This window comes from Streptomyces krungchingensis (genome assembly GCF_054729265.1).
In genome coordinates, this window is the sequence record NZ_JBPUKY010000001.1 from 6518931 (window position 1) to 6534461 (window position 15531).

Consider the following 15531-nt stretch of genomic DNA (forward strand, 5'->3'; position numbering starts at 1 on the left):
AAGGACGCGTTAGAAATGAAGCAGTCTGCTGCCAAGACCCTCGGTGTCGCCGCTCTCGGTGCCGCCTTCGCCGCGGCCGGCGCGGGTGCCGCCGACGCGGCGCCGGCCGTGCCGGACACCTCCGCGGCGCTGGACACGGTCACCCAGACCCTGCCCGCCGAGAACGTCGCCAAGGCGCTGCCCGGTGCCGGTGAGGCGCTCACCCAGGGGCAGGGCGCACTCGGCACGGGTGTGGCAGCCGCACAGCCCGCCGCCGCGAAGCTCCTCGCCGACGGGCCCACCGCGCCGGTGGCCGGACTGCTCGGAGGCCTGCCGGTGCAGGGACTGCCCACCCACGGCCTCCCGGTGAACGGTCTGCCGATCGGCTGACGTCGGCCGTGTGCACAACGCCGATGGGGCGCACCCCGGTTGGGGTGCGCCCCATCGGCGCGTACGGAGCAGGAGGCTCACCAGGCCGTGCGGGCCTTGTCCTCGGACGGGAACAGGATCCACAGCGCTATGTAGAGCAGGAACTGCGGGCCGGGCAGCAGGCACGACACCAGGAAGATGACGCGCATCGTGGTCGCGGAGGTGCCGAAGCGCCGTGCCAGCGCGGCGCACACTCCGCCGATCATGCGGCCGTTCGTGGGGCGGGCAAGGGCGGTCATGGTGGCTCCTTCGCGAACCGTCGACGAGTGCCGGACTCTCCGGCCTTCGATGTCTTCGACGCTACGCGGACGAAGCGGGACAGGCCTCGCTCTACGGTGCGATCCCGACCCTGGGAATCGTCGGGGTCCGACCCTGAGCCATGTCCTCCCGGGGAAGGGCCGCGCCGCCGTGGGTCTCGGTCCGACGGCGGAGCCGGGCGCGGACCGCGGGCACGACGGCGAGGTGGGCGAGGGCCACGCCCACCGTGTTGAGCAGCATGGAGTCGACGTCCACGACCTGCCCCGGTACGCCGGTCTGCAGGAGCTCGATGCCCAGCGAGATCAGGGCGCCCGCGGCGACCGTACGGGCCAGGGAGCCGAGACGGGAGACGGCCAGCTTGCCGCCGGCCAGGGGAAGCAGCACCCCGAGCGGGGCGAGCAGACCGACCCCCTCGGCGATGCGGCGGGCCGCCTCCTGGGGGCCCAGCGCGAGGTCGGCTCTGATCCCCGCGAACGGCCGCAGATTGGCGGCGCTCACCCAGGGGACGTCCAGGGGGCGCAGTGTGATCCAGGCGACGAGGGCGAGGTGTGCGACGAGGAGGACACCTCCTGCCACACGGACGCGGGTCACGGCACTGCCGCCGTCTGAGCCTTGACGCTGCACGACCCCCAAGACGCGGCGCCCGGCACGATCGGTTCCGGGCGACAGGTTTTCGACCCGTCCGGACTCCCGCCCCACCCGGTCGGCGGTATCCCTACCCCTCGACCGCCGACGACGGGGGTGCGTTGGTCCCGGGCTCGGATCGGACCTCGGGGGTGCACTGGTAGCTGCGGAGCGGGGCCGGCACGGGACCGCCGAGGACCACCGAGCCGTCGTCCTCCGCCGCGGCCGAGTCGGCGAAGGTGCAGACGATCTGGGCCAGCGCCGCCCGGGTGAGGTTCTCCGGCGGGGTGCTCAGCCGGAGCGTGTCCTCGGGATCCCTGCCCCGGGGACCGCTGACCGTCATGCCGCCGCGGACGTCCGTGGTGTAGCCGGCCTGCTGCTCGGTCGGGGAGGGCGTCTCGGCCAGCTCGTCGAGGAGCCCCTGGGCGACCAGGACGCGGCGCGCCGCCTCCGCGGTCCCGTCCGGGATGCGGACCGACCGGTCGACGGTGACCAACTGGGCCGAGCACAGCAGGAAGACCTGGACCGGCACCCCCCGCGAGGACTGGGTGGAGATGTCGGTGCCCGACAGGGCGCATGGCACCCGGGACGGCGCGGGGCCGAAGTCCGTGGGGACCTGGGTGGAGCGGATGCCGCAGCCCGCGAGCAGCGCGGCGAGCAGCGGGACGGCCAGCCAGGGGCGTACGCCACGCCTGCGGAGGGGTCGTGCGGTGGTCATCCGGCGGTGCCTTCCGTGCCGTTCCCGTTCCTGTCGCGGGGGTCGTCGGTGAGCAGCTCCGACGCGTCCTGGGGCAGGCGCAGCGTGAACACCGCGCCTCCCTCGGGGGAGTTCGCCGCGGTGATCTCGCCGCCGTGGATGTGCGCGTTCTCCAGGGCGATGGACAGTCCGAGACCGCTGCCCTCGGAGCGCGGGCGCGACGCGCTCGCCTTGTAGAAGCGGTCGAAGACGTGCGGCAGGACGTCCTCGGGGATGCCGGGACCGTGGTCCCGCACCTGGATGACCAGTTCCTCGCCCTCCAGCCGCACGGCCACCCGCACCGGCGAGCCGCCGTGCTTGAGGGCGTTGCCGATCAGGTTCGCCAGGATGACGTCGAGGCGGCGCGGGTCGAGGCGCGCCATGATGCCGCGCTCCGCGTCCAGGTCCACCGCGTCCAGCCAGGCCCGCGCGTCGATGCACGCCGTGATCTGGTCGGCGATGTCCACGTCGTCGAGGACGAGGCGCGCGGTGCCGGCGTCGAAGCGGGTGACCTCCATCAGGTTCTCGACGAGGTCGCCGAGTCTGCGGGTCTCGCTGACGACGAGGCGCACGGCCGGCTCGATCATCGGGTCGACGCTGCCGGTCTCCGCGTCGAGCTCCTCCTCCAGGACCTCGGTGACGGCCGTGATCGCCGTCAGCGGCGTCCGCAGTTCGTGCGACATGTCCGCCACGAAGCGGCGCGAGGCCTCGTCCCGGGCGCTCATGTCCGCGACCCGTTTCTCCAGTGCCTCCGCCGTACGGTTGAACGTCCTCGACAGGTCGGCGAGTTCGTCGGTGCCGGAGACGCGCAGCCGGGTGTCGAGCTTGCCCTCGCCGAGGCGGCGGGCCGCGATGCCCAGACGGTGCACGGGCTTGAGGACCGTGGTCGCCGCCGCCTGGGCGAGCAGCGCGGAGCCGATCAGCGCGAGGCCGGTGGCGATGCCCAGGGACCACGCGAGCGAGTTGAGGTCCTTCGCCTCGGGTTCGAGGGACTTGAGCATGTAGCCGGTGGTGGTGCCGCCGATCACCTTGGCGCCGCCCACGAGGTACGGCTTGTCGTTGTCGGTGATGCGCTGCCAGTACAGGTGGTACTCGGACTTGTTGTTCGAGTTCAGCGGCTGCTTCTTGTTCACCGCCTTCTGCAGGGACTCGGGCACGTCCTCCAGCGTGAAGGTGTCCAGCGAGGAGTTGCCGACGACGGTCTTGCCGGCGCTGTCCTCGGCGACCAGCAGCACGCTGAAACGCTGGCTGCTGTTGGCCATCTGCCCGGCCGTGCGCTGGAGTTCGTCCTGCCCGGGGTGCACCGGCAGCATGCTCGCGTGGTTGCGCATCTCCTGCTGGAAGTCGCGCAGCACCGCGTCCTGCGTACGCGTCAGCACGGCCTCGCGGTTGAGCCAGTAGGCGATGCCCGACGCCGACACGGCGGCGGTGAGCGCGACCAGCCCGAACACCACGACCAGCCGCAGCCGCAGACTGGTGAAACGCAGGCCGGACAGCAGCGCCTTGCGCGCCGCGGCCCAGCCACGGAGCTTGTCCTGCGGTTTGGTCACGGTGTCCGGACGCTCGCTTCCCCGCGCGTGCGGCGCACGGACACGAGCGGCGGTCCCGGTGTGCGCAGGGTTCGACGACGGCCCCCGTCGGGGCGCGGCCCGACGGCCGCCCTCGCGTCGCTCACGACGGACTGTCCAGGCGGTAGCCGACGCCCCGCACGGTGCGGATCAGGGTGGGGGAGGAGGGGACGTCCTCGACCTTGGCGCGCAGTCGCTGCACACACGCGTCGACCAGCCGCGAGTCGCCCAGGTAGTCGTGCTCCCACACCAGACGCAGCAACTGCTGGCGGGACAGCGCCTGACCGGGGCGGCGGCTCAGCTCCAGCAGCAACCGCAGCTCGGTGGGCGTCAGTTGGAGGTCCTCGCCGTTCTTGGTGACCGTCATCGCGGCGCGGTCGATGACCAGCGAGCCGAACGTGGCCGAGTCGTTGGCCTCACGTTCGCCGCGTCGCAGCACGGCACGGATACGGGCGTCGAGCACCCGGCCCTGCACGGGCTTGACGACATAGTCGTCGGCGCCGGACTCCAGGCCGACCACGACGTCGATGTCGTCGCTGCGCGCGGTCAGCAGGATGATCGGCAGCTGGTCGGTGCGCCGGATGCGCCGGCACACCTCGAATCCGTCGATGCCGGGCAGCATCACATCCAGCACGATCAGGTCCGGTCGCTGCTCGCGCAGCAGTTTCAGACCGTCCTCGCCGGTGGCAGCGGTGGCCACACGGTGTCCCTGGCGCGTCAAAGAGAGCTCCAGGGCCGTACGGATGGCGTCGTCGTCCTCGATCAGCAACAGGGAAGGCACGAACGTCATTCTGGCCCATGTCATGGCCGGGTATCGACCGTTGGAGCGCTCCCATCCATCTCCCGCACAGAAGGAGGGCCCTCCCGCGTGGCGGCGAGGACCCGAGTGGTCATCTGCGTAGTCGTACCGCTCTTCTCTGTGATCGGCCTGTGGCGCGCCCACGGACGGGCCCTGTGACAGGTCTGTGACAGTCGGCGGACACGTCCATGAAGTGCCCCGGGCAAGCTTTTCGACACAAGCAAGGCAGTACGGCGAACGAACCGAAGAACCGGGACTCCACGACGGGGGGCGCGAGATGAACACGCTGCACAGCACCAGCACTAGCGCAGTTGTCACGCGTCTGCACGACGTCACCCGGGTCACGGAGAAGTCCGGTGCCGTGAGCGGGCGGGGGTGCGCTCGCGGCACCGGGCGTCAGCACACCGCGTACATGACGGTGGTTGACGCGTTCACGGGGGAGAGCCCCGCGGCATCCGCCGCGGGCGCTGCCGGGGGGAAGGCTCACGGGGGAGCCGCGTACGGGGAGGGCACGGGGGAACGCCGCCAGACGGCGGAGACGGCGAATGCGGAAGCGGCGTTCACCGCCTACGTCCAGGAGCGTCGTGCCTCCCTGTACGCAACCGCCTATCACCTCACCGGTGACCGGTTCGAGGCCGAGGACCTGCTGCAGAGCGCGCTGTTCTCGACGTACAAGGCCTGGGACCGGATCAGCGACAAGGCCGCGGTGGGGGGCTACCTCCGCCGCACCATGACGAACCTGCACATCAGCGCGTGGCGCCGCCGCAAGCTGAACGAGTACCCGACCGAGGAACTGCCGGAGACGGCCGGTGACACGGACGCGATGCGCGGCACCGAGCTGCGCGCCGTGCTGTGGCAGGCGCTCGCCCGGCTGCCGGAACTCCAGCGGACGATGCTGGTCCTCCGTTACTACGAGGGCCGCACCGACCCGGAGATCGCGGACATCCTCGACATCAGTGTCGGCACGGTGAAGTCGAGCATCTGGCGGTCCCTCCGCCGGCTGCGCGAGGACGAGGTCCTCAGCTTCGGCCGTGACGAGGAGGAGTCCTTCGGGGAGCTCGTCGCCTGAAGGCCTGGGGGGAACGCAAGGGGAAACAGGCAGCACTCGGGGGAGTGGTGCCGGGGGGAACCAACGGGGTCACGGGGGACCACGGGGGAAACGAGAGAAGGTCCAGGCGGACGGGGGGTTCGCCTGGACCTCTTTTCGTGTGCCCGCGCGTCCCGGACTACTCCGTCTTCTTCTTCGCGTCCGCGAGGACCGAGCGCGACCGCTCGACCATGCGCTGCTTGCGTTCCGCGACCGCGGCCAGTGTCTTCTCGTGTTGCCCGATCAGCCGCTTCTGGTGCCCTGACTCGATGTCGTGACGCGTCACCACGTAGTCGGTGGCGCTCTTGCAGCGCACGTCGGCCTCCGCCGTCCTGATCTCCTCGGCCGAGGGGGCGGGGAAGTCCGGGTGCGGTCCGTCCGGGCTCGTCCGCCGGCTGCGCCAGGTGGTGTCGTCGACCGCGGAGAGCGGGTCGGGATAGCGCAGCCCGGACTTGGCCATGCAGGCGCTCCACCGCTTGTCGAGAGCGCGGACCGCGGCGTCCTCGCGGGTGGTGGCGGAGGCTTCGAGGAACAGGTTCTGAACGACCATCAGGTCGTCGGCCGCCCGGTCGGCCAGGGCGGCGCGCTGGGCCGCGCCGTGACAGCCGCCCTCGGGCACCCCGTCCGGTACCGGGGCCGCGGCCGTTCCGCTCTTCTTGTCGGCCCGCTGTGCGGTACCGGTGTAGACGGCCTTCGCGGCGGGCGTGATCGTCCGCTCCTGCGCCGCGCCCCGCTGCTGCGCCGCCACGGCCTGCCGCTTGGTGACGCCGTCGGGCAGCGGCGGCTTGTAGCCGTAGACGCGGACCGACTCCAGGTCCGTGGGCCCGTACTTGCGTGCGTGGGGCGGCATCTCACCGGCGGGCGCCTGGTAGGCGGGCCGGCTCACGCCGTACTTCTGCATGCAGGAGCGGGCCAGGACGGAGACGGCGCGATTGACGGCATCGGTCTCCCGCGCGTCCGGGATATAGGCGTCCAGGGGGTACGCCTTCGGGGCGTGGGCGAAGGAGGTGGCGACCGCGGGCGCGGTGTCCTCGCCGTCCTGCCCGTCGTGTCCGCCCCGGGCCTGCTCGCCCGGGGAGCAGGCGGTGGCGAGGAGCGCGACGGTGGCCGTCACGGTGAGCGCCGCCGCGGAACGGGCCGCCGGTCTCGTCCAGTTGAGCATGTTTCAGATGATCATTCGCGATGCGGGCCGTCAAGTGCCCTCAGGCGAATGGCGGTTCGAGTGCGGGGTTTCTGGTCATGATCGACGATCTTTCGGCCATTCACCGGAACGCGTTCCGGTACGGCGCCGGTGGGTGTGCCAGGGTCACGAGCGCAGTACGGCGCTCTCCGCCCGCGCGGGCGGTGGGCCCCACAGCGCCGGAAGGAAGGGTACGGAATGAGAAGAGCACGCGTTCTCGCGGCCGCATCGGCGATGTCCGTCGCCGCGGTCCTCGCCGCGACGATCCCCGCGCAGGCGGCCAGTAACGACGGCACCTGCAACACGGACGAGGCCTGCATCTACCGCCTCGCGGACTACTCGGGCGGCATCTACGACACGCTGTCCAGCAAGAAGAGCTACAGCGGTCTCGTCTTCCACGGAACGTCGACCACCATCGACAACAAGGCGAGCGCGGCCAAGAACAGGGACCCCGACAACAACCTGTGGTTCTACCAGCTGGACAACTGGGCCGGCGACAGGTGGGGCGTGCCGGCCGGCGCCTCCACGAACTTCACGGGCTCGGACGACAACAAGTGGTCCTCGCACTGCTGGTCCGGTGCCACCGCGGGCTGCCCGGGCGGCTGACCGACCCGCGCCGCGCCACCGGGCGCCGGGCCGCTAAGCCGCCGTCGGGCGCGCGGTCACCCGGTGTCCGGCGGCAGCGGCGGTGAGCCGGCCCAGCGCCTCGGCCTTGTCACAGGGGTGCGCGCCCAGGGCCGCCTGGCGCGCCACGATCGAGCGCTCGGCGCGCATCAGCCGCCAGCCGCGGCGCAGCAGGAACGGCACCGACTTGCGGCCCTCGCGCAGATCGCGCACGAACCGCCGGCGGAACGTGGTGACCGGGCCGCGCGACAGGCACAGCGCGTCCGCCAGCAGGCCCAGCTCCCGGCAGCGCTCCACGATCTCCGCGGCGAAGACCCCCTCCGCGATGAACAGCGGCGTCCGCTCGAAGCGCAGCGTCTCGCTGCCGGTACGGGCGCTGAGCGAGATGTCGTACACGGGGATCGTGGTCCCTCCCGTACGGCACAGCTGCTCGATCGCGGCGACCGCGGTGTCCGCGTCCCAGGACAGCGGATGGTCCCAGTCGATGTCCTGGCTGTCCTCGACCAGCGGCAGCGTCGGGTCGGTGCCCTCCTTGTAGAAGTCGTCGAGGCGGAGGACGGGGAGCCCGGAGTCCGCCGCGAGAAGGGACTTCCCGGAGCCGGAGGGGCCGCAGAGCAGCACCACACGGGTGGGTATCGGGGGCTGGGTACCCAAAGTTCTGGACCTTCTGTGAATCGGCCTGGCTTCGCCACGCGTCGGACGCCTCCAGGACATTATCCCCCTCTCCGGGCCCGCCCCGGCCCTGCCGGAATCAGCCCGTGACGGGTTCCGTGGCCGGTTCCGGCTCCTGGCCCGCCACTGCCTCGTGCCCCTGTCCGGACACCGGCTCGGCCGGCTGTGGGAGGTGGGCCAGCGGTGCGCCGACAACGACATCGCCTTCTTCTTCCTGGACCGGCGCGGCAGCGGCATCAGCGGCGGCGACCGGCGGGACGTACCGGACGTCGACACCATCGTCGGCGACTGTGCGAACGCCGTCGCCCACGTGCGGCGGTGGATCGGCGACGACGCCCCGCCGTCCCTCTTCGGGCACTGCCTGGGCGGCTCCTTCCTGAGTCCTGCTGCACCACCCCGGCTTCACCGTCCGGCGCGAGGCCGCGATCTTCCGCTCGACCGGGCTGGGCCGACTGCACGCGGTGCTCGGCGAGGAGGAGCGGGCCGCGCCCGCCGCGGACCGGAGCCGGGAGCGTCACCGACGCGTCCGGCACCCCGCGGTACGCCGGCTACACCTTCGGCAACGACCTCACCGGCATCGGACGCTTCCAGCGGCACGCGGGCCATCTCTCGTACGCGAAGCTCTGCGACGCGGGCGTGGCCCCCTGGCTCTTCCTGGGGACGCCGCCGAGGCAGGTCACCGCCGAGGTGACCGTCGTGCGCGACTCCTCGGCCGCCTGGCGGGGCACCTTCACCACCGGCACCAAGGCGCTGCACTACGGCCTGCGCGACATGATGGCCGAGCTCTTCTCGTACGAAGGGCTGAGCCACCCCGGACGGGTGCACTACGTCTACATCGGCGCCGACCGCAGCAGTTTCCACAGCGGCTTCACCATGGCCGAACAGGACCGGATCGAGATCGACTTCACCACGCACGGGGTACGGCTGACGCACACGGTGGACTGGCGCTGATATGCCCTTTGACCCGCAGGGGCGAATCCGCCGCAGGGACGGCCCGGAACGCACACGGGTCAACTACTGTGCGTGTCGTTCACGTTGCTCTCCGCTCTTCGAAGAGGAAATCTGATGGCGCGACACGCAGCCCGGCAGACCACCATGGCCCGCACCACCGCGCGCATCGCCGCCGCGGTCGGGGTGGTCGCTGCCGGCGCGGCCGCGGCCACCCCGGCCTTCGCGGACACGGCGCCCGCCGTGGACGTCATGCGCACCCGGCCCACCTCCCTGGGCAACCTCGACCCGCAGGCGGGCGTCGAGGCCCTGACCGGCACCGTGGGATACGTGACCGGCCCTGTGGAGGGACTCAAGCCCAACCCGCTGGCCGGCACCGGAGTGGACCCGCTCGACAACGGGGTGGGCACACAGCTCGCCGACTTCAAGCCGCTGTCGTCGCAGGCGCTGACCAGGCCGCTCGCGCAGGCGCCGTCGGTGGGCAGCATCCCGGTCCTCGGCAGTGCGACGGGCCTGCTGCACGGCTGACGCCGGACACGAGAGAGCCGCGCTCCCCCCGGACGGAGGGGAAGCGCGGCTCTCTGTCGTGCGGGACCCCGGGGACACGGATCGGGGTCCCGGGTCCTCGGTGCGAGGCGCGGGACGAAGGGCTCAGTAGGACGAGCCGGACGCGCCCAGCGCGCCGGTCGGGTGCCAGACGGTCTTCGTCTCCAGGAACGCCGTGAGGCGCTCGATGCCCGGCGTCGCAAAATAATCCACAGCCTGTGGACGGACGACCCGCTTGAGATTGTCCGCGGCGGCGATCTCCAGCTCCTTGGCCAGCGCCTCGTCGGCGCCCGCGAGGTCGATCGCGTTGACGTCCTGGTGCGCGGCCAGCGGCGCCGCGATCTCCGCGGTCCGGCCCGACAGCACGTTGACGACGCCGCCGGGGACGTCGGAGGTCGCCAGCACCTCGCCCAGCGACAGCGCCGGGAGCGGGGACTTCTCACTGGTGACCACGACGGCCGTGTTGCCCGTCGCGATCACCGGGGCGAGCACCGAGACCAGGCCCAGGAAGGACGACTCCTGCGGGGCCAGCACGGCCACGACACCCGTCGGCTCGGGCGTGGACAGGTTGAAGTACGGGCCCGCGACCGGGTTGCCGCCGCCCACGACCTGGGCGATCTTGTCCGTCCAGCCCGCGTACCAGACCCACCGGTCGATCGTCGCGTCCACGACGGCCGCGGCCTTCGACTTCGACAGCCCCTCGGCGTCCGCGACCTCCCGCACGAACTGCTCCTTGCGGCCCTCCAGCATCTCCGCGACGCGGTAGAGGACCTGGCCGCGGTTGTACGCCGTCGCCCCGGACCAGCCGCCGAACGCCTTGCGCGCGGCGACGACCGCGTCACGGGCGTCCTTGCGGCTCGACTGCGGCGCGTTCGCCAGCCACTTGCCCTTGGAGTCGGTCACCTCGAACACCCGGCCGCTCTCGGAACGCGGGAACTTCCCGCCCACGTACAGCTTGTAGGTCTTGAAGACGCTCAAACGGTCAGACATCGAGGTACGCCTCCAGGCCGTGACGACCGCCCTCGCGGCCGAAGCCCGACTCCTTGTAGCCGCCGAACGGCGAGGTCGGGTCGAACTTGTTGAACGTGTTGGACCAGACGACACCGGCGCGGAGCTTGTTCGCCACCGCCAGGATGCGGGAGCCCTTCTCCGTCCAGATGCCCGCCGACAGGCCGTACTGGGAGTTGTTGGCCTTGGCGACCGCCTCGTCCGGGGTGCGGAAGGTCAGGACCGACAGCACCGGGCCGAAGATCTCGTCCCGGGCGATGGTGTGCGCCTGGGTGACGTTCGTGAACAGCGTCGGCGCGAACCAGTAGCCGGACGAGGGCAGTTCGCAGGCCGGCGACCAGCGCTCGGCGCCCTCGGCCTCGCCCTTGTCCGCGAGCGCGGTGATCCGCGCGAGCTGCTCGGCGGAGTTGATCGCCCCGATGTCGGTGTTCTTGTCGAGCGGGTCGCCCAGACGCAGGGTGGACAGCCGGCGCTTGAGGGAGTCCAGCAGCTCGTCGTGGATCGACTCCTGGACGAGCAGGCGGGAGCCCGCGCAGCAGACCTGGCCCTGGTTGAAGAAGATGCCGCCGACGATGCCCTCGACGGCCTGGTCGATCGGGGCGTCGTCGAAGACGATGTTCGCGCCCTTGCCGCCCAGTTCGAGCGTGACCTTCTTGTCGGTGCCCGCGACCTGACGGGCGATCGCCTTGCCGACGGCGGTGGAGCCGGTGAAGGCCACCTTGTTCACGTCGGGGTGCTCGACGAGCGCCGCGCCCGCGTCGCCGTACCCCGGAAGGATGTTGACGACGCCCTTGGGCAGGCCCGCCTGGCGGCAGATGTCCGCGAAGAACAGGGCGCTCAGCGGCGTGGTCTCGGCCGGCTTCAGCACGACCGTGTTGCCGGTCGCCAGCGCCGGGGCGATCTTCCACGCCAGCATCAGCAGCGGGAAGTTCCAGGGGATGACCTGGCCCGCGACGCCGAGGGGCCGGGGGTCCGCGCCGAAGCCGGCGTGGTCGAGCTTGTCGGCCCAGCCCGCGTAGTAGAAGAAGTGCGCGGCGACCAGGGGGAGGTCCGCGTCGCGGGTCTCCTTGATGGGCTTGCCGTTGTCCAGCGTCTCCAGGACGGCGAGCTCACGGGAGCGCTCCTGGATGATCCGCGCGATGCGGAAGAGGTACTTGGCGCGCTCGGAGCCGGGCAGTGCCGACCACTTCTCGAACGCCTTGCGGGCCGCCTTCACGGCACGGTCGACGTCCTCGGCACCGGCCTGGGCGACCTCGGAGAGGACCTCCTCGGTGGCGGGGCTGACGGTCTTGAAGACCCTGCCGTCCGCCGCCTCGGTGAACTCGCCGTCGATGAAGAGCCCGTACGACGGGGCGATGTCGACGACCGCGCGGGACTCCGGCGCGGGCGCGTACTCGAATGCGGATGACCGCTTCTCGATGGTCATGTAGATCAGTCCACCGTCACGTAGTCGGGGCCGGAGTAGCGGCCGGTGGCGAGCTTCTGACGCTGCATCAGCAGGTCGTTCAGGAGCGAGGAGGCGCCGAAGCGGAACCAGTGGTTGTCGAGCCAGTCCTCGCCCGCCGTCTCGTTCACCAGGACCAGGAACTTGATGGCGTCCTTGGAGGTGCGGATGCCGCCGGCCGGCTTCACACCGACCTGCACCCCGGTCTGCGCGCGGAAGTCGCGGACCGCCTCCAGCATGAGCAGCGTGTTCGCCGGCGTCGCGTTCACGGCGACCTTGCCGGTGGAGGTCTTGATGAAGTCCGCACCGGCCAGCATGCCGAGCCAGGAGGCGCGGCGGATGTTGTCGTACGTCGACAGCTCGCCGGTCTCGAAGATGACCTTCAGGCGCGCGGCGCCCGAGGCCTCCTTCACGGCGACGATCTCCTCGTACACCTTCATGTAGTGGCCCGCGAGGAAGGCCCCGCGGTCGATGACCATGTCGATCTCGTCGGCGCCCGCGGCGACGGCGTCACGCACGTCGGCCAGCTTCACGTCGAGCGCGGCGCGGCCCGCCGGGAAGGCGGTGGCCACCGAGGCGACCTTCACACCGGAGCCGGCGACGGCCTCCTTGGCGACGGCCACCATGTCGGGATAGACGCAGACGGCGGCCGTGGTGGGGGTCGCGGGGTCGGTCGGGTCGGGGTGGACCGCCTTGGCGCCGAGCGCCCGGACCTTGCCCGGGGTGTCCGCGCCTTCCAGCGTCGTCAGGTCGACCATCGAGATGGCGAGGTCGATGGCGTACGCCTTCGCGGTGGTCTTGATGGAACGGGTGCCGAGCGAGGCGGCGCGCGCCTCCAGTCCGACCGCGTCGACGCCGGGCAGCCCGTGGAGGAAGCGGCGCAGCGTGCTGTCGGACGCGGTGGCGTCAGCGAGGGCAGCGGGTGCAGAGGTGGGCATGGTCACCAGACGAGCATATCTACGCGCGTAGCGGCTGTACACCCCCGGGGCGGGAGTGGGTGCCTCATCACTTCCGGTGTGGGGGCGCTCCCCGGGTGGGGCGAGGGCGGGGCCGCGCTCTCGGCCGTCCGTCCGCCTTCGGTCCCCGGGCCGGGGCGATCCCGTCCGTTCCTCCCCATTCTGAGGCCGGCCGGGATGTCGCCCCCTCCGCCCCTGCCCGTCCCTCGCCCCGGGGCTCCGCCCCGGACCCCGCTCCTCGAGCGCCGGAGGGGCTGGATCTTGCGCGTCCGGGGGTGGAGCCTCCCGTCCATTGCCCCGTCCTTTGCCCCGGGCTCCGTGCCGGACCCCGTTCCTCGAACGCTGGAGGAGCTGGGTCTTGCCGGCGGAGTGTCGGGGCGGGTGGGAGCCACCCGTTCCTTGCCCTGGAGGCTCCATCCCGGACCCCGCTCCTCGAGCGCCGGAGGGGTTGGATCTTGCGGGGAAGGTCCAGGGGATCGTCCGGTGGACGGGCCGGGCCGTGGGGAAGTCCCGGAGGGCGCGGGGCGGTCGGGCGGGACGAAGCCGGGGGGTCGGGTGGTGGGCCTTCGGTCGGCGGGGAGGCTTCCGGGAGGCCGGGGGCCTCTGGTGGGCGGGGTAGGGGTGGGGGTGGTGGGGGCGTCGGGCACAATCGGGGCCATGAGCACCCCGGACCCCCAGTCACCCGTACCGGACGCCTCGCGACCCGAGTCGAAGGACCGGATCTACCGGTCGCCCGCCGGTATCGCGGGCGGCGCCCTGCTGCTCCTCATCGCGGGCTGGCTCGGCGTGGACGCGCTGATCTCGGGACACGGCCGCACCCCCTGGCTGGCCCTCGCCGCGCTGATCCTCGTCGTGCCGCTGGTGTCCGCGTTCACCCTGCGGCCCGCGGTCTTCGCGAACGAGGACCGGCTGCGCGTCCGCAACCCGTTCCGCGTCATCGTGCTGCCCTGGGCCCAGGTCGCCTCCCTGCGCTCCAGCTACTCCAACGAGGTCGTCGCCGCCTCCGGCACGAAGTACCAGCTGTGGGCGGTGCCCGTCTCGCTGCGCGCCCGCAAGAAGGTCGCCAAGCAGCAGGCCCGTGCCGCCGCCGGCGGTGACGGACGCCGTCCGGGCTCGGCGGGCCGTCCGTCACCGATGGGCTTCGGCCGCTCCCACCAGCCCGCCACCGCGCCGACCCGTGCCACGACCGACCAGATCATGGACGATCTGCGCCGGCTCGCGGAGGCCAGGGCCGGCGAGCAGGGCGCACAGGGCGAGGTCACCGTGCGCTGGGCGTACGAGGTGATGGGACCCGCGATCGCCGGGGCGGTCCTGCTGGTCATCCTGCTGGCGACGGGCTGACCCGCACCCCGCGGGGCGGCCGGGTCACGGAGCGCTCGGCCACACCAGCGCCATGTACGCGCTGCAGTACGCCGAGAGCAGGATCGCGCCGGTGAGTGCCACGGTGCGGAACCGGGGCGAGGACCGGGCCAGGTGCAGGGCCGCCGGGAGCAGCAGCGGGAAGCCGGGCAGCAGGAAACGGGCCCGCGGGAAGTAGACGCCCCCGCTGCCGAGGACGATCAGCAGCAGGACCCCGGTGAAGACCAGCAGCGGGAGCGGCTGGCGGTCCCAGAGGGACAGCGCGTACAGGGCGACGGACACCAGCAGTGTCGCGGTGACCATGACGTAGAACAGTTCGGGCGTCGAGTTCTGCCCGAGGATCTCCCGCAGCCGGCGCAGGGTCTCGGTGCCCCCGTCCCACTCGTTGTGCCACAGCCGCTGGACGGCGAAGTAGCCGTCCCAGCGGTGCAGGCGCAGGCCCACCCAGCCGACGTACGCCAGCCAGCCGGCGGGGGCGGTCAGGGCCGCCGCGAGCGCGCGGGCGGAGAATCCGCGGCGCAGCGACAGCAGGGCCGCGACGGTGACCGCCGCGGCGACCGCGATGCCCGTCGGGCGGGTCAGTCCCGACAGCGCCGCCAGCGAACCGGCCCAGAGCCAGCGGCCGGTGAGCACCGCGTACAGCGACCACGCGGCGAACGCGGTGAACAGCGACTCCGTGTACCCCATCCACTCGACCAGACCCACCGGGAGCGCCGCCCACAGCACGGTCAGCAGGACACCCACGCGGCGGCCGTGCAGATGGCTGCCCACCGCGTGGATCCCCCAGGCGGCGGCGAAGGAGCCCACGACGGCGATCGCGACGCCGGTCGTGGCACGGGTGCCCGGAGTGACGGCGGCGACCGCCTTGACGAGCACCGGGTACAGCGGGAAGAAGGCGAGGTTGTTGGCGTCGTAGGCGGCGCCCAGCACACGCGCGTAGCCGTGGTCGGCGATGCCGAGGTACCAGTCCGCGTCCCATTTCGCCGCCAGCAGCGGCCAGACGCCGTGGTGCCGGCGGTGGGCCCACACGGTGAGCACGAGCAGGCCGACGAGGCGTACGGCCGCGTAGGCGAGCAGGGCGGGGGCCGCGCGGCGCAGCGCGGCCCGGAACCGGGCCACGACGGTGGCCTGCCGCGGCGGGCGCCGGATGGTGGGGGAGAGTCCGCTCGGGGCGTTCCGGGGTGGGGCGGTTGTCGGCCGGGAAGCGGTCGAGGGCACGCGGCAGCTCCTGGGACTCGGCGGTGCGCTACCGGTAACCGTGCCTCGGTCCCGCGGCGGCGCCCGGGAGTGCTGCGACAACTGCCGTGCGGAAAT

18 protein-coding genes are annotated in these 15531 nt (G+C 72.0%); 7 read left to right on the forward strand and 11 right to left on the reverse strand.

Annotated features, from left to right (window positions below):
* Positions 1-15 precede the first annotated feature (15 nt).
* Positions 16-369 (forward strand): ATP-binding protein, encoded by a 354-nt coding sequence (locus ACSYGO_RS28755; RefSeq protein WP_426677318.1) that lies wholly within the window; start codon positions 16-18, stop codon positions 367-369.
* A 77-nt stretch (positions 370-446) separates the two neighbouring features.
* On the opposite strand, the gene ACSYGO_RS28760 is transcribed toward ACSYGO_RS28755, so the two are convergent.
* From ACSYGO_RS28760 to afsQ1, 5 genes are all read right to left on the reverse strand, one after another.
* A complete protein-coding gene (locus ACSYGO_RS28760; protein WP_095936224.1) occupies positions 447-647 on the reverse strand; it encodes a PspC domain-containing protein in 201 nt (66 codons plus the stop codon).
* 91 nt (positions 648-738) lie between these two features.
* Positions 739-1290 (reverse strand): VanZ family protein, encoded by a 552-nt coding sequence (locus ACSYGO_RS28765; protein ID WP_426677317.1) that lies wholly within the window; start codon positions 1288-1290, stop codon positions 739-741.
* A 91-nt stretch (positions 1291-1381) separates the two neighbouring features.
* Positions 1382-2008 (reverse strand): hypothetical protein, encoded by a 627-nt coding sequence (locus tag ACSYGO_RS28770; RefSeq protein WP_426677316.1) that lies wholly within the window; start codon positions 2006-2008, stop codon positions 1382-1384.
* Positions 2005-3576: an ATP-binding protein gene (locus ACSYGO_RS28775; RefSeq protein ID WP_426677315.1), complete on the reverse strand. Its 1572-nt coding sequence runs from the start codon at positions 3574-3576 to the stop codon at positions 2005-2007. The genes ACSYGO_RS28770 and ACSYGO_RS28775 overlap by 4 nt, the downstream gene beginning before the upstream one ends.
* A gap of 121 nt (positions 3577-3697) precedes the next feature.
* Positions 3698-4375 carry a two-component system response regulator AfsQ1 gene (gene afsQ1 / locus ACSYGO_RS28780; RefSeq protein ID WP_028802973.1) on the reverse strand — a complete coding sequence of 226 codons (678 nt, stop codon included), beginning with the start codon at positions 4373-4375 and terminating at the stop codon, positions 3698-3700.
* Between the two features lie 295 nt (positions 4376-4670).
* Between afsQ1 and ACSYGO_RS28785 the strand changes: the two genes are divergently transcribed.
* A complete protein-coding gene (locus tag ACSYGO_RS28785; RefSeq protein WP_095936228.1) occupies positions 4671-5462 on the forward strand; it encodes a SigE family RNA polymerase sigma factor in 792 nt (263 codons plus the stop codon).
* A gap of 157 nt (positions 5463-5619) precedes the next feature.
* Here the strand turns inward: ACSYGO_RS28785 and ACSYGO_RS28790 are convergent, their stop codons facing one another.
* Positions 5620-6642: a hypothetical protein gene (locus tag ACSYGO_RS28790; protein ID WP_460388171.1), complete on the reverse strand. Its 1023-nt coding sequence runs from the start codon at positions 6640-6642 to the stop codon at positions 5620-5622.
* A 216-nt stretch (positions 6643-6858) separates the two neighbouring features.
* Between ACSYGO_RS28790 and ACSYGO_RS28795 the strand changes: the two genes are divergently transcribed.
* Complete coding sequence (locus ACSYGO_RS28795; protein ID WP_426677313.1) at positions 6859-7266, forward strand: peptidase inhibitor family I36 protein; 408 nt, start codon at positions 6859-6861, stop codon at positions 7264-7266.
* A 33-nt stretch (positions 7267-7299) separates the two neighbouring features.
* Here the strand turns inward: ACSYGO_RS28795 and ACSYGO_RS28800 are convergent, their stop codons facing one another.
* The gene (locus ACSYGO_RS28800; RefSeq protein ID WP_460388174.1) at positions 7300-7938 is read right to left on the reverse strand and encodes a uridine kinase family protein; all 639 of its coding nucleotides are present in this window, start codon (positions 7936-7938) and stop codon (positions 7300-7302) included.
* Between the two features lie 190 nt (positions 7939-8128).
* Here ACSYGO_RS28800 and ACSYGO_RS28805 point away from each other — a divergent pair, with 190 nt between their 5' ends.
* From ACSYGO_RS28805 to ACSYGO_RS28815, 3 genes are all read left to right on the forward strand, one after another.
* Positions 8129-8647 carry an alpha/beta hydrolase gene (locus tag ACSYGO_RS28805; protein ID WP_460389775.1) on the forward strand — a complete coding sequence of 173 codons (519 nt, stop codon included), beginning with the start codon at positions 8129-8131 and terminating at the stop codon, positions 8645-8647.
* Positions 8593-8907: a hypothetical protein gene (locus tag ACSYGO_RS28810; RefSeq protein WP_460389828.1), complete on the forward strand. Its 315-nt coding sequence runs from the start codon at positions 8593-8595 to the stop codon at positions 8905-8907. Before ACSYGO_RS28805 ends, ACSYGO_RS28810 begins: the two co-directional genes overlap by 55 nt.
* A gap of 114 nt (positions 8908-9021) precedes the next feature.
* Positions 9022-9432, forward strand: a complete 411-nt coding sequence (locus ACSYGO_RS28815; RefSeq protein ID WP_432173785.1) for a hypothetical protein — start codon at positions 9022-9024, stop codon at positions 9430-9432.
* Positions 9433-9555: 123 nt separating this feature from the next.
* Here ACSYGO_RS28815 and ACSYGO_RS28820 read toward each other — a convergent pair whose 3' ends face one another.
* From ACSYGO_RS28820 to deoC, 3 genes are read right to left on the reverse strand one after another with little or no spacing between them, the layout of a single operon-like run.
* Positions 9556-10440, reverse strand: a complete 885-nt coding sequence (locus tag ACSYGO_RS28820; protein ID WP_028802981.1) for an aldehyde dehydrogenase family protein — start codon at positions 10438-10440, stop codon at positions 9556-9558.
* Positions 10433-11884 (reverse strand): aldehyde dehydrogenase family protein, encoded by a 1452-nt coding sequence (locus tag ACSYGO_RS28825; protein WP_426677299.1) that lies wholly within the window; start codon positions 11882-11884, stop codon positions 10433-10435. The genes ACSYGO_RS28820 and ACSYGO_RS28825 overlap by 8 nt, the downstream gene beginning before the upstream one ends.
* A gap of 5 nt (positions 11885-11889) precedes the next feature.
* Positions 11890-12840 carry a deoxyribose-phosphate aldolase gene (gene deoC / locus ACSYGO_RS28830; RefSeq protein ID WP_037765347.1) on the reverse strand — a complete coding sequence of 317 codons (951 nt, stop codon included), beginning with the start codon at positions 12838-12840 and terminating at the stop codon, positions 11890-11892.
* A 675-nt stretch (positions 12841-13515) separates the two neighbouring features.
* Here deoC and ACSYGO_RS28835 point away from each other — a divergent pair.
* Positions 13516-14199 carry a PH domain-containing protein gene (locus ACSYGO_RS28835; protein WP_460388177.1) on the forward strand — a complete coding sequence of 228 codons (684 nt, stop codon included), beginning with the start codon at positions 13516-13518 and terminating at the stop codon, positions 14197-14199.
* A 24-nt stretch (positions 14200-14223) separates the two neighbouring features.
* Here ACSYGO_RS28835 and ACSYGO_RS28840 read toward each other — a convergent pair whose 3' ends face one another.
* Positions 14224-15435 (reverse strand): hypothetical protein, encoded by a 1212-nt coding sequence (locus ACSYGO_RS28840; RefSeq protein WP_460388179.1) that lies wholly within the window; start codon positions 15433-15435, stop codon positions 14224-14226.
* Positions 15436-15531 lie beyond the last annotated feature (96 nt).

Bases quoted from the DNA above. Each gene is read 5' to 3' on its own strand.
- ACSYGO_RS28790 (WP_460388171.1), bottom strand. From the start codon at position 6,642: ATGCTCAACTGGACGAGACCGGCGGCCCGTTCCGCGGCGGCGCTCACC.
- ACSYGO_RS28795 (WP_426677313.1), top strand. From the start codon at position 6,859: ATGAGAAGAGCACGCGTTCTCGCGGCCGCATCGGCGATGTCCGTCGCC.
- ACSYGO_RS28835 (WP_460388177.1), top strand. From the start codon at position 13,516: ATGAGCACCCCGGACCCCCAGTCACCCGTACCGGACGCCTCGCGACCC.
- ACSYGO_RS28820 (WP_028802981.1), bottom strand. From the start codon at position 10,440: ATGTCTGACCGTTTGAGCGTCTTCAAGACCTACAAGCTGTACGTGGGC.
- ACSYGO_RS28770 (WP_426677316.1), bottom strand. From the start codon at position 2,008: ATGACCACCGCACGACCCCTCCGCAGGCGTGGCGTACGCCCCTGGCTG.
- ACSYGO_RS28755 (WP_426677318.1), top strand. From the start codon at position 16: ATGAAGCAGTCTGCTGCCAAGACCCTCGGTGTCGCCGCTCTCGGTGCC.
- ACSYGO_RS28815 (WP_432173785.1), top strand. From the start codon at position 9,022: ATGGCGCGACACGCAGCCCGGCAGACCACCATGGCCCGCACCACCGCG.
- ACSYGO_RS28785 (WP_095936228.1), top strand. From the start codon at position 4,671: ATGAACACGCTGCACAGCACCAGCACTAGCGCAGTTGTCACGCGTCTG.
- ACSYGO_RS28760 (WP_095936224.1), bottom strand. From the start codon at position 647: ATGACCGCCCTTGCCCGCCCCACGAACGGCCGCATGATCGGCGGAGTG.
- ACSYGO_RS28825 (WP_426677299.1), bottom strand. From the start codon at position 11,884: ATGACCATCGAGAAGCGGTCATCCGCATTCGAGTACGCGCCCGCGCCG.
- deoC (WP_037765347.1), bottom strand. From the start codon at position 12,840: ATGCCCACCTCTGCACCCGCTGCCCTCGCTGACGCCACCGCGTCCGAC.